At 75.4% G+C, this 13,973-nt stretch carries 3 protein-coding genes; all 3 read right to left on the reverse strand.

Going from position 1 to position 13,973, the window contains the following annotated elements; genetic code table 11:
• Position 1: 1 nt before the first annotated feature.
• The gene (locus Srubr_RS39835; RefSeq protein WP_189997949.1) at positions 2-3,325 is read right to left on the reverse strand and encodes a non-ribosomal peptide synthetase; all 3,324 of its coding nucleotides are present in this window, start codon (positions 3,323-3,325) and stop codon (positions 2-4) included.
• On the reverse strand, positions 3,322-6,672 hold the full coding sequence (locus Srubr_RS39840) for a type I polyketide synthase (RefSeq protein WP_189997948.1): 3,351 nt from the start codon (positions 6,670-6,672) through the stop codon (positions 3,322-3,324). The genes Srubr_RS39835 and Srubr_RS39840 overlap by 4 nt, the downstream gene beginning before the upstream one ends.
• Positions 6,669-13,973 (reverse strand): type I polyketide synthase (locus Srubr_RS39845; RefSeq protein ID WP_203855106.1); only part of this gene is annotated, 7,305 nt, incomplete at its 5' end. The genes Srubr_RS39840 and Srubr_RS39845, both read right to left, overlap by 4 nt.

Raw genomic sequence — 13,973 nt, forward strand, 5'->3', positions numbered from 1 at the left:
ATCACCTGTCTCGGCGGGAGGAAGCCCGGCGTTCGGCCGCCTGCTGCCGCCGGTTGCGGGACTGACGTCGGTTCTGTGCCCGTGCCCTGGCGCTGTCCGTGCCAGGGGGCTCGGTGCCGCGGCCGCCGAGGCGGGCGGCGAGGGATTCGACCGTGGGGTGCTGGAACAGCTCGACCATGGTCAGCTCGTGGCCGAGGGCGGCCGCGAGCCGGGTGCGGAACTCGGCCATGAGCAGGGAGTGCCCGCCGAGGTCGAAGAAGTTGTCCCGCATCCCGACGCGTTCGACGCCCAGCAGGTCGCGCCACAGCGCGGCGAGTGCGTGCTGCAGGCCGTCCTGCGGCGCGACGAACCGGGTCGCGAGGTCGGCGCGGTCGGTGCGCGGCTCGGGCAGGGCCTTGCGGTCGGTCTTGCCGCTCGGGGTCAGCGGCAGCGCGTCGAGCACCGTGAAGGAGGCCGGGACCATGTACTCCGGCAGCTGCTCGCGCACGTGGGCGGCGAGCTCCCCGGCCCCGGGCGCGGCGGTGCCGGCGGCGGTGACGTAGGCCGCCAGGCGCACATCGCCGACGGCGTGCTCACGGGCCACCACGACGGCCTCGCGCACGGCGGGGTGCCGGGCCAGGACGGCCTCGATCTCGCCGAGTTCCAGGCGCTGGCCGCGCAGCTTGACCTGATGGTCGAGGCGGCCGAGGAACTCCAGCGCGCCGTCGGCACGGTGCCGGGCCAGGTCGCCGGTGCGGTACATGCGGGCCCCGGGGACGAACGGGTCGTCCGTGAAGCGTTCCGCGGTCAGCTCCGGGCGGTTCACATAGCCGCGGGCCAGGCCCCGGCCGGCGATGCACAGCTCGCCGGGGACACCGGCCGGAACGGGACGCCCGTGGCGGTCCAGGACGTACATGCGGATGTTGGCGATGGGGCGGCCGATGGGCACCGGGCGGGTGTCCTCCTGCGGCCGGCAGTGCCAGGCGGTGACGTCGATGGCCGCCTCGGTGGGCCCGTACAGGTTGTGCAGCTCGGCCCGGTGCAGGTCGAGGAAGCGGTCGTGCAGGTCGCGGGGGAGTTCCTCGCCGCTGCAGAAGACGCGGCGCAGCGTGGCGGATCTGGCGGGGGGCTCGGTGAGGAAGAGCTGCAGCATGGACGGCACGAAGTGGACCGTGGTGATCCGCTCGGCGGCGATGGTGTCGGCCAGGTAGGTGCTGTCCCGGTGCCCCTCGGGCCGGGCCACGACCAGCGTGGCGCCGGTCATCAGCGGCCAGAAGAACTCCCACACCGACACGTCGAAGGAGAACGGCGTCTTCTGCAGCACCCGGTCGGTGGCGTCCAGACCGTAGGCGTCCTGCATCCACAGCAGCCGGTTGCGCAGGGCGGCGTGGACGTTCATCACGCCCTTGGGGCGGCCCGTCGAGCCGGAGGTGAAGATGACGTAGCACAGGTCCTCGCCGTCCACGGCCACGCCCGGGTCGCCGGTGGGCCGGGTGGCCAGCTCGGCGGCGAGGTCCTCGACTCCCAGCACGGGGCACTCCAGGGCGGGCAGCCGCTCGGCCAGGGTGCCGTGGGTGAGCACCAGGCGGGGCCGGGCGTCCTCGGCGATGGCGGCCAGCCGGGCGCGCGGCAGGCCGGTGTCCAGGGGGACGTACGCCCCGCCGGCCTTGAGCACGGCGAGGAGGGCGACGACGAGCTCGAGGGAGCGTTCCATGGCGACGCCGACGAGGACGTCCCGGCCCACTCCGCGGTCGCGCAGCAGATGGGCGAGGCGGTTGGCCCGCTCGTTCAGCTCGGCGTAGGTGAGGGACGTGCCGGCGTAGCGGACGGCCTCCGCGCCGGGGGTGCGGCGCACCTGCTCCTCGATGCACTCGTGGACCAGTCCGCCGGACCACTGCCGCTCGGTGGCGTTCCACTCCTCCACCACCTGCCGGCGTTCGGCCGCGCCGAGGAGGTCCAGCTCGCCGACGGGCGTGCGCGGGTGGGCGGTCACCTGCTCGACGAGGCGGCGGAAGTGACCGGCGAGGCGGACGACGGTGGCCTCGTCGAACAGGTCGCGGTCGTACTCGAACCAGCCCGTGACGCCGCCGTCGGTGTCGAACGCCTGCAGTTCCAGGTCGAAGCGGGCACCGGTGCTGCGCACGGGGAGCCGGGTGAGGCGGGCGCCGGCCATGGCGAGCGTGGGCACCGGTTCCCGGCCGTAGCTGAAGCTGACCTGGTACACCGGCGGCCGGCTGAGATCGCGGGCGGTGTTGAGGTCGGTGACGATCAGCTCGAAGGGGACGTCCTGGTGGGCGTAGGCGCCCAGGCACGCGTCGCGGACGCGGGTGAGGACGGTCTCGAAGCAGGGGTCGCCGCCCAGACCGGCCCGGATGGGCAGGGTGTTGACGAAGTAGCCGATGAGCGGCTCGACCTCGGCGCTGGAGCGCAGGGCGGTGGGCACGCCGACGACGATGTCGTCCTGCCCGGTGTAGCGGTGCAGCAGCGTCTGGAAGACGGCGAGCAGCGCCATGTACGGGGTGGCGCCGTGCCGTTTGGCCAGCGCGGCCAGTTCGCCGTTCAGGGCGGGCGGCAGGTCGACGGGGACGGAGCCGCCGTTGAAGCCCTGCACGGGCGGGCGGGGCCGGTCGGTGGGCAGGTCCAGGACCGCGGGCGCGCCGGCCAGGTGCTCCCGCCAGTACGCAAGCCCCCGCTGCCAGCCGCCGCGGTCCAGATGCTCATGCTGCCAGGCGGCGAAGTCGCCGTACTGGACCGGGAGTTCGGGCAGCTGCGCGGGGCGGCCGGCGGCGCGGGCCTCGTACAGCTCGGACAGCTCGTTCAGGAAGACCGCGGTGGACCAGCGGTCGGAGACGAGGTGGTGCATCGCGACGACCAGCACGGACCGGTCGGGGCCGGTGCGCAGCAGCCGGACCCGCAGCAGGGGGCCGGCCTCGATGTCGAAGGGTTCGGCGAGGGCCTCCTCGATCCACTGCCGGTGGTCGGCGTCCGTGTACCGCGGGTCGCTCAGATCGGTCTCGGGGACGTCGATGTCCAGGTGGTGGTGGACGACCTGGACCGGGACGCCGTCACGGACCCGGAAGGTGGTGCGCAGCGCCTCGTGCCGGCGGACGACCCCGGCGACGGCGGTGCGCAGCAGGCCGCTGTCGAGGGGGCCTTCGACCCGGACCGCGCCGGGCACGATGTAGGCGGGGTTGCGGGGCCGCAGCTGCTCGAGGAACCAGGTGCCGCGCTGCAGGACCGCCAGCGGGAAGGTGTCCTCGGCCTGGCGCTCGGCGAGCAGGGCGTCGAACCGGGCGCGTTCCTCGGGCGTCAGCCCGGCCAGCCGCTGGGCGAGGTCGTCGGTCATGAGCGCTCCCCCGGTCCGGGCACGGAGGCGGTGGGGCCGGTGAGTTCGTCGAGCAGTTCCCTGGCGGCGGCGTCGGCCGCCCGGGGCATCCGCCGGATCACGGCGGACGCCCCGGAGCCTTCGTGCGATGTGTCCGCCGAGGAGTCGCCGCCGGTCGCGGCCAGCTCCTTGACGATGCTCCTGGCGACGCTTGCGATGGTCGCGCCGCCGAGGAAGTCGGTGATCCGCAGGGTGAGCCCGAGCCGGCTCTGGATCTCGTTGCGCAGTTCGACGGCCATGAGGGAGTCCAGGCCGAAGCCGGTCAGCGGCTCGTCGGCGTCGATGTGGGCGGAGGCGGAGCCGAGGACGTCCTTGACGCTGAGCACGAACCCGGCGCACAGGGCGTCCAGGCGCTCGGACTCGCTCAGCTCCATCAGCTCGGCGGCGGTGGGGATGCGGCTCGTCCGGCGCCGGGTGCGGGCGGAGCGGCGCGTGGCACGGGAGGCCCGGGTGCGCGGGCCGTCCGTGCCGGTGCCGGCACCCGTGCCGCCGTCAGCTGCCTCGTTCGCCTCGCCGGCCTCGTTCGCCTCGCCCGTCTCGTCCGCGGCGGCCGGCGCGGTGCCGTCCCAGGGACGCGGGGGCTGCCAGCAGCGGACCGGGTCGAAGGGGTAGGTGGGAAGCTGGGTCCTCACCCGGGTGTAGTCGTGGTCGAAACCGGCCCAGTCGACGGGGGCACCGGCCGCGTACAGCTCGGCGACCGTGGGCAGCAGGACCTCCCAGTCGTCCTGCCGGGGCCGCAGGCTCGGCAGCAGCAGGTCGTCGTGGCCGGGCGGCAGGGCGTCGCTGATCACCCCGAGCAGGGTGGGGGCGGGACCGACCTCGAGGAAGGTGCGGTAGCCCATGGACCGCAGGGTGCGCACGCCGTCGGTGAAGCGCACCGTGCCGCGCACGTGCCGGCACCAGTAGTCGGCGTCCGGCGCCTGGTCCCACGGCCACAGCTCGCCGGTGACGTTGGAGACCAGGGGGATGCGCGGGGTGGTGAAGGTGAACTTGCGCGCGGCGCGGCGCAGCGGCTCCAGGACCGGGTCCATCAGCGGGGAGTGCCCGGCGGAGGCGATGTGCAGCTGCTTGGTCTTCACGCCGCGGGCGCCGAACGCGGCGCACACGGCCTCGACGACGTCGCGCTCGCCGGAGATCGCCACGTTCGCCGGGCCGTTGACCGCGGCGACGGCGATCCGGCCCGGGTACGCGGCCAGCTCCGTGGCGACCTCCTCCTCGGAGGCGAAGACCGCGGCCATGGTGCCGGGCAGGCAGAACTCCTGGATGATGCGGGCCCGTTCCACCGCGAAGGCCAGTCCGTCCTCCAGGGACACCGCCCCCGCGACACAGGCGGCCACGCACTCGCCGAAGCTGTGGCCGAGGACGGCGGCGGGAGTGATGCCCCAGGACTCCCACAGCCGGGCCAAGGCGTACTCGACGACGAACGTGGCGGGCTGGGCGTAGGCGGTGTCGTTGATCTGCGTGTCGTCGGGGTCGTCCGGGAACATCACGTCCAGCAGGGGCCGGGCGAGCAGCGGACGCAGGATCTCGGCGCACTCGTCGACCGCCCGCCGGAAAGTGGGCTGGGTGTCGTACAGGCGGCGGGCCATGCCGGGGCGCTGGGCGCCCTGGCCGGTGAAGAGGAAGACGACCTCGCCGCCGCCGGCCTCGCCCTGGACCAGGCCGGGCGCGCCCTGGCCGGCGGCGAACGCGGCGAGCTGCCCGGCGACCTCCTCGCGGGTGGTGCCGACGGCGGCGAGCCGGTGCCGGAAGTGGGAGCGGCCGGTGCCGGCCGAGTGGGCCAGGTCCGCGAGCGAGGCGTCGTCGCCGGCGGCGAGCCGCTCGGCGTAGCGGCCGGCGAGGGCGGCGAGCGCGGTCTCGGTGCGGGCGGACAGCGGGAGCACGGAGGCGGGCCTGCGGTCGTCCGGCGCGGCCGGCGCCGGCGTGGCCGGGGCCTGCTGCAGGATCATGTGGACGTTGGTGCCGCTCAGTCCGAAGCTGCTCACCGCGGCCGTGCGCGGGCCGTCGGTGTGCGGCCACGGGGTGAGCCCGGTGGGCACCCGGAAGGTGGTGCCGTCGAAGGAGATGTTGGAGTTCAGCCGGGAGAAGTGCAGGTTCGGCGGGATCTCGGCGCGTTGCAGGCACATCACGGCCTTGATGAGACCGGCGATCCCGGCGGCCGCCTCCAGATGCCCGATGTTGGTCTTGACCGCGCCGAGGTAGACCGGCGCGCCGCTCTCGCGGCCGTACACGTCGGCCAGGGCCTCGGCCTCGATGGGGTCGCCGAGGCGGGTGCCGGTGCCGTGCGTCTCGATGTAGCCGACCTGCTCGGCGCCGACCCCGGCGGCGGCCAGGGCCCGGCGGAACACATCGCGCTGGGCGTCGCCGTTGGGCGCGGTGATGCCGGCGCTGCGGCCGTCCTGGTTGACCGCGCCGCCGCGCACCACGGCGAGGACGCGGTCCTTGTCGCGCAGGGCGTCGGACAGCCGCTTGAGGACGACGGCGCCGCAGCCCTCGCCGCGCACGTACCCGTCCGCGCTGTCGGAGAACGTCATCGCGCGGCCCTGCCGGGAGACCGAGCCGAACTGCGACTGGGAGATCATCAGCAGCGGTGACAGCACCACGTTGACGCCGCCGGCCAAGGCCATGTCGCACTCGCCCAGGCGCAGGCTCTGGCACGCCTGGTGGACGGCCAGCAGCGAGGCGGAGCAGGCGGAGTCGATGGTGAGGTTGGGGCCGCGCAGGTCGAGGAGGTAGGCGATACGGGCCGGGACGAAGGACTGGGCGGCGCCGGAGCTGGTGTAGGCGCTGACGTCCTCGGGGTGGCGCAGCTGCGCGGTGATGTAGTCCCAGGAGGCGACACCCATGAACACACCGGTGCGGCTGCCGGCGAGACCCGAGGGCGCCTGGCCCGCGTCCTCCAGCGCCTCCCAGCACACCTGCAGGCTCAGCCGCTGGGCCGGGTCCATCGCCAGGGCCTCGCGCCGGGAGATGCCGAAGAAGTCGTGGTCGAACAGGTCGATGTGGTCGAGGAACGCGCCGGCCCGGGTGTAGATCTTGCCCGGCTTGCCGGCCTCCTCGTCGTAGAACGCCTCGTGGTCCCACCGGTCGGCGGGGATGTCGCCCACCGCGTCGGTTCCCTCGGCCAGCAGCCGCCAGTAGGAGGCGGTGTCGGTGACCCCGCCGGGGAAGCGGCAGCCGGTGCCCACGATGGCGATGGGCTCGGAGCGGGCCCGCTCGTACTCCTCGACCTGGCGCTGGAGGCGGTCCATCGTCAGGTAGGCGCGTTTGAGTGTTTCGGCCGCCGTCAGTTCCTGTCCCGGTGTCATCGCCGGTCCCCCTCGTCGATCTGGGTGGTCTTGGCCATCAGGAGTGCTTCGAGTTCCGCCGCGGACAGCGCGTCGAGGTCGGGCGGGCCGTCCGCGGCCGTCGGGCCCGCGTCGTCGGGGGCGGTCCGCCCGGGCGCCGGCGCGGCCGGCCGTTCCTCGACCGGGGCCTGGCCGGACTCCAGCTCGATCTCCATGCGGTCGGCCAGGTACGGCACCAGGGCGTCGATCGTCGGGAACCGCCAGGTGACGGTGGAGGGCAGCTGGACGCCCAGGGAGGACTCCAGGGACTTGCGCAGCTCCAGGGAGAGCAGGGAGTCGAAGCCCATGCCGGAGAGCGGGGCCCCGGTGTCGATCCTGGCGGGTTCGGCGCCGACGACGCGGGCGGCGACCGCCCGGCAGTGCTCGGTCAGTACGGCCCTGCGGCGGCGGCCGGGTTCCACCGCGAGCATCCGGCGGCGCACCTGCGCGTGCGCTCCCGCGGCGCCCCGGGCGTCCTCGCCCGGTTCGTCGAGGAGGGTGCGCAGCAGGCCGCCACCGTGGTGGTCGCGCAGCCTCGCGCGGTCCAGCGGCAGGACGCACACCTGGGTGGCGTCACCGCGCAGGATGCGGTCGAGGGCGACGATGCCCTGCTCCGGGCTGATGCTCCCGATGCCCCGGGCGGCCAGCGCGCCGCCGCGCTCGGGCCGGGCGGCGAGGCCGATCCCCGACCAGGGACCCCAGTCGATGCTGAGCGCGGGCAGGCCCAGGGAGCGCCGGTGGTGGGCCAGGGTGTCGAGGAAGGCGCTCGCGGCGGCGTAGTTGCCCTGGCTGGCCGAGCCGAGGACCGCGGCGGCCGACGAGTACAGGACGAAGAAGTCCAGGTCACGGTCCACGGTGGCCTGGTGCAGGTGCCAGGCCGCCACCGACTTGGGGCCCGCGACGGCGCGGAACCTGTCCCCGTCCAGACCGGTGAGCAGGCCGTCGTCGAGGACGCCCGCGGCGTGCACGATCCCCGCGAGCGGCGGCAGGGAGCCGTCGATACGGGCCAGCAGGCCGTCGACGGCCGTGCGCTCGGAGACATCGGCGGCCAGGACGGTCACCTCGGCCCGGGCCCGCAAGGCGGCCAGGGCCTGTTCGGCGTCCGGCCCGGGGGCGCTGCGGCCGGCCAGGACCAGATGGCGGGCGCCCTGGTCGACGAGGTAGCGGGCCGTCTCCAGGCCGAGCGCGCCGAGACCGCCGGTGATCAGGTAGGTGCCGTAGGGGCGGACCGGTGCGGCGCCCGGGGCGGTGGTGACCCGCTCACCGGCGGTCGGCACCAGCACGAGCTTGCCGGTGTGGCGGGCCTGGGCCATCGCGGTGAAGGCGGCGGGGGCGTCGCCGAAGGGGTGGACGGTGACCGGCAGCGCGGTGAAGTCGCCGCTCTCGAAGCCCTGGACGACGTCGGCGAACAGCGCGGCGATCTCGCCGGGTTCCTCGCGGATGGTGCGTTCCAGGTCGACGGCGAGGAAGGCGCGGTTGTCCTTGAAGAACTCCAGGCCGATGTGGCTGTTGTCGTAGATGTCGCGCTTGCCGATCTCCACGAAGCGTCCGCCGGGCGCGAGCAGGCCCAGGGACCGCACGAGGGTCTCGCCGGAGGCGGAGTTGAGGACCACGTCGACCCCGCGACCGCCGGTGAGAGCCGTGATCTCGGCGGCGAAGTCGAGGGTGCGCGAGTCCATGACGTGCTCGACGCCGAGGCCGCGCAGCATCTCGCGCTTGGCGGGGGAGCCGGCGGTGGCGAACACCCGCGCGCCCCGGCGGCGGGCGACCTGGAGCGCGGCGAGGCCGACGCCGCCGGTCGCGGAGTGGATGAGCACGCTGTCCCCCGCGCGCAGCCGGCCGAGGTGTTCCAGGCCGTACACGGCGGTGAGGAAGGCGATGGGCACCGCGGCGGCCTGCTCGTCGTCCAGGGCCGCCGGGGCCGGGGCCGTCAGGCGCGCGTCGAGTGTGAGGAAGGCCGCCATGCCGCCGGGGCCGGCGGCGATGACCCGGTCGCCGACCCGGCGCCCGCGTACGCCCTCGCCGACCGCGGTGATCCGGCCGGCGCACTCGGCGCCGAGCGGTACGACGCCTTCGGCTCCCGGGTAGGAGTCCAGGGCCTTGAGGACGTCGCTGAAGTTCAGGCCCGCGGCGGTGACCTCGATCTCGACCTCGCCGGGTCCGGGCGGGGTGCGGTGCCACCAGGTCGGGCGGAGGCTGGCCAGGGCGCCGGGGCGGGTGGCCAGCAGCCGGTGGTTGCCGTCGCGGGCGGCGTCGAAGGACCAGGAGGGACGCCGGTCCCCGGTGTCCCGGCCGGCGGGCGCCCAGGGCTGGAGCGCGGGTGTCAGCCGCACCTCGCCGCGCAGGGCGACCTGGTCGTCGTCGCCGGGACGCAGCACCTCCTCGAGCAGCTGGGTGCCCTCGGCGGCCGGGCGGGCCGGGTCCAGGTCGACGACGGTGGTGCGCAGCTCGCTGTGCTCCAGGCCGATCACCCGGGCCAGACCCCACAACGGGGCATGCCCCACGGCCGGTTCGTCGCCGTCGGCGGCGCGCTGGGCGCCGCGGGTGACGAGGACCAGGCGGGGCGCGGGGTCCTGGCCCGCGCGGGCGAGTTCCTGCACGAGGTGCAGCACCGGCAGGCAGACGTCGCCGTGCTCGCCGGGGCCGGCGTCCAGCGCCCACGCGTGGACGATGCCGTCGGGGCGGACATCCGCGTCGGCCAGGTCGGCCAGCAGCGCGGCGAGGTCCTCGCGGCGCCCGGGGTCGACCTCGTACGTGTGCGGGCCGGCCTTGCGGTAGGCCGAACCGGCGGTGACGGTGAGGCAGGTGGCACCGCGCGAGCGCAGGCCGGTGGCGAGAGTGGCGGCGGTGGTGCCGGTGTCGGCGAACAGCAGCCAGGTGCCCGGCTGCCGCGCGGTGCCGGGGGATCCGGCCGGCGCGGGGCGCCAGGCGATGTCGAGCAGCAACTCGTCGAGCGGGTCGGCGGCCCCGGCGCGCTCCAGGCGCTGCAGGGTGATGCCGGTGACCTCGCCGACGGCGGTGCCCGCGTCGTCGTACAGGACGACGGTGGCGCCGGTGATCCGCTCGGCGCCGGGCCGGGCGGTGACGGCCGCGTGGGCCCAGCGGGGTTCGGCGCGGTCGGTGAAGAGGGTGAAGCCGCCGACGGCGACCGGCAGGTAGGTGGCGTCGAGGGGGGTCTCCTGCGCGTCGAGCGCGGCGCTGAGGACCTGCAGGGCGCTGTCGAGCACGGCGGGGTGCACGGGGTGCTCGCCGCGGTCGGTGGTCAGCGCGGTCCGCTCGCGGAGCCGGGCGACGGCCTCGGCCCGGCCCCGCCACAGCTCCTGCACCCCCTGGAAGGCGGGGCCGTAGGCCAGTCCGGCGCGGCGCAGTGCCGCGTAGTGGTCGTCGGCCGCGGCGGTGGTGGCGCAGCGCGCCCGTACGGCGGCCAGCGGTTCGGCGCCGGCCCCGGGGGCGGCCCGGCGGAAGGCCGCCCGCGCGGCCTCGGTCCACTGCTCGCCGGCGCCGGCCCGGGTGTACAGCCGCACCGTGCCGGTGTCGGCGGTGCCGGGCAGCAGGACGAGCTGCAGGGTGCTGTCCTCGGCCTGCTCGGGCACGACGGTGAGCCGGCTGAGGGTGATGTCGTCCAGGGCGGCGGCGCCACCGAGGTGCGCGCGGGCCGCGGCGAGCGCGGCGTCCAGCACCAGGGCGGCGGGCAGGACGGGACTGCCGCCGATCTGATGATCCGTCAGGTAAGGGAACTCCGCGAGGGAGACGGGCGCCGACCAGTGCACGGCGTGCGGCGGCAGCGCCGATTCGGTGCGCTCGCGCAGGACCGGGTGGCCGCGGTGCGCGGCCGGGCGTCCCGGGCGCCGCTCGTGTCGGCAGCGGGTGCGCTGCCAGGGGTAGGAGGGCAGGTCGGCCATGGGACCGGCCGGGCCGTGGACCCGGGTGAAGTCGACCGGGTGGCCGGCGGTGTAGAGACGGCCCAGCTCGGTGAGCACGGCGGCCCGGCCCGGCTGGTCCCGGCGCAGCGAGGACACCGCGACCGCGTCGTCGTACGACGAGACGCGCTCGGTGACGGCGTCGGTGAGCATCGGGTGGGGCGAGACCTCGACGAAGACGGTGTGCCCGGTGTCGGCGAGCGCGGTGACGGCGGTGTCGAACAGGACCGGCCGGGTGAGGTTGGCGGCCCAGTACCCGGCGTCCAGGCGGTCGCCGGGCACGATCTCGCCGGTGCCGGTGGAGACCATCGGGATCGCGGTGGGCCGGGGCCGCAGCGGGGCCAGCTGCCGCCGCAGCTCGGCGGCGACGGGCTCCATCAGGGGGCAGTGGGAGGCGAACCCGACCGACTCCAGGACCTTGCAGTAGAGCCCCTCGTCCGCCAGGGACTTGGCGAACCTCTCCACGGCGGGGCCCTCGCCGGAGAACACGGTGGAGTTCGGGCTGTTGGCGGCGGCGATCCACACCGGTCCCGGGGCGCGCTCGGCCAGCAGGGCGCGGGCCCGGTCGAGGGAGACGCCCGCGACGGCCATCCGGCCCTTGCCGGTGGCGGCGTGCAGGACGGTACCGCGGTGCAGGGCGATCAGGAGGGCGTCCTCCAGCGAGATCGCGCCCGCGACCTGGGCGGCGGCGATCTCGCCGACGCTGTGCCCGACGACGGCGGCGGGTTCGACCCCCCAGGAGCGCCACAGGGCGGCCAGCGCTGTCTGCACCGCGGTCAGGGCGGGCTGGCCGACGGCGGTGTCGAGCAGCCGGGAGCGGTCCGGGTCGGCCGTGAGCTGGTCGAGCAGCGACCAGTCGGTGTGGCGGCGCAGCAGGGCGTCGGCCCGCTCCAGGACGGCCCGGAAGGCCCGTTCCCCGGCGAGCTCGCCGTCGAGCAGGTCGGCGGCGAGCGGCCACCAGCGGGGTCCCTGCCCGGAGAAGACGAACACCGCCTTGTCCTGCCGGCCGGCCCGGCGCACGCCGGAGCTGAGGCCGGGCGCCTCCTCGCCGCGGCCGAACGCGGCGAGCGCCCCGCGCAGTTCCGCGGCCGACGAGCCGACGCAGGCCAGCCGGTGCTCGTGATGGGTGCGCCGGACGGCGGCGGCGGAGGCGAAGGTGCCCACGGGCGTGGTGCCGGTGAGCTTGTCCGCGTAGCGGGCGGCGAGGTCGCGCAGGGCCTGCTCGTCCCGGGCCGAGACGGTCAGCAGCACGGCGCCGTCGGCTGTGGCGCCGGGCCGGCCGGCGGCCCGCGGCGGTTCCTCCACCACCAGGTGCGCGTTGGTGCCGCCGAAGCCGAAGGAGCTGACACCCGCGAGGGCGGGGGCGTCGGTGGGCCACGGCTGGAGGGTGTCGGCGACCCGGACGGGCAGGTCGGCGAAGGGGATGTGCGGGTTGGGGGTGCGGTAGTGCAGGGTCGGCGGCACCACGCGGTGGCGGACCATCAGGGCGGTCTTGATCAGACCGCCGATCCCGGCGGCGGCCTCCATGTGCCCGAGATTGGACTTGACCGAGCCGATCAGGCAGGGCCGGTCCGGGTCGCGGCCGTCCCCGAGGACCGCGCCGAGGGCCTTGGCCTCGATCGGGTCGCCGAGGATGGTGCCGGTGCCGTGGGCCTCCACATAGGCGATGTCGCGGGCGCGCACCCCGGCCCTGGCGTGGGCGGCGCGTACGACCGCCTCCTGGGCCTTCGGGTTGGGGGCCATCAGCCCGTTGCTCGCGCCGTCCTGGTTGACGGCGCCGCCCCGGATCACGGCGTGCACGGGGTCGCCGTCGGCCAGGGCCCGGCTGAGCGGCTTGAGGACCACCACGCCCGCGCCCTCGGAGCGCACATAGCCGTCGGCGGCGGCGTCGAACGGCTTGCAGCGGCCGTCGGCGGACATCACCCCGGCCTTGCTGAAGTTGATGGCGAAGGCCGGGGACAGCACCAGGTTCACGCCGCCAGCGAGGGCCAGGCCGCACTCGCCGCGGGACAGGCTCGCGCAGGCCTGGAGCACCGCCACCAGCGAGGAGGAGCAGGCGGAGTCGACGGCCATGCTCGGGCCGCGCAGGTCCAGCAGGTACGAGATGCGGTTGGCGGCGATGCTCAGCGCGCTGCCGGTGCCGGTGTAGGCGTCGATGGCGTCGAGGTCGCCCAGCTCGCCGGTGGCGTGGTCGAAGGTGGAGATGCCGATGAACACGCCGGTCTGGGTGCCGGACAGCGAGCCGGTGGGCACGCCCGCGTTCTCCAGGGCCTCGAAGGAGACCTCGGCGAGCAGTCGCTGCTGGGGGTCCATACGGGCGGCTTCCGCCTGCGAGATGCCGAAGAAGCCGGCGTCGAAGCGGTCGATCCCGTCGACGAAACCGCCCCAGCGGCTGTTGGTGCGGCCGGGGGCCGAGGGGTCCTCGTCGGTGAACTCCTCGGTGTCCCAGCGCTCCGGGGGCACCTCGGTGACCGCGTCGCGCCCCTCGCTCAGCAGCTGCCAGAAGCTGTCGGGGCCGTCGACGCCGCCGGGGAAGCGGCAGCCGATGCCGATGATGGCGATCGGCTCGTCCGCCCCGGACCCGTCCGGTGTGTGCGCGGCCGGTGCGACGGGCGCCGGGGCGGTGAGGGTCGTGGGGGGCTCGTCGGCGGCCCCGGGCGCCTCGACGGCGGCGGGCTGCCCGGCCAGGTGCCGGGCGAGCTTGGCGGCGGTGGGGTGCTCCCAGACGATGCCGGGCTCCAGCGGGACGCCGAGACGGCGCTCCAGGTCCCCGACCATCGCGACCAGTTCCACGGATCGCAGTCCGTACCCGGCGAACGGCAGCTCCGGGTCGATGGTGCCGGCCGGCCGTCCGGTCGCGGCGGCCAGCGCCTCGCGCAGCCACCGCTGGATCACGGCGGCGTCGGGCGGGGCGGTCGGCGCGCCCGGTGCCGCGGGCGCGTCCGGCGCCGCCGGGCCGGGGCCGGCCTCGTCCGCCCGCCACAGCGCGAGCGGTTCGAAGGTGCCCCCGAGGAGGCTGTCGATGCAGGCCCGGCGCTGGAGCTTGCCGCTGGAGGTCTTCGGTACCGTCCCGGTGCGGGCCAGGGCGACGATGTACGGCTGCAGTCCGTGTTCGCGGGCGACCTCGGTGCGTATCGCGTCGATGACCCGGGCGCGGTCCTCCGGCGAGCGGCTGCCGCGGTACTCCTGGACGACGATGAGGCGTTCCTCGCCGTCGATCTCGCGGGCGCCGGCCACTCCGCAGCCCGGCCGCAGGCCCGGGTCGACGCTTTCGACGGTCCGCTCGATGTCCTGGGGGTAGTGGTTGCGGCCCGCGACGATGACGACGTCCTTGATGCGGCCGGTGACGTAGAGCTGGCCGCC

Origin of the sequence: Streptomyces rubradiris (assembly GCF_016860525.1) — a bacterium.
GTDB classification, from domain to species: Bacteria; Actinomycetota; Actinomycetes; order Streptomycetales; family Streptomycetaceae; genus Streptomyces; species Streptomyces rubradiris.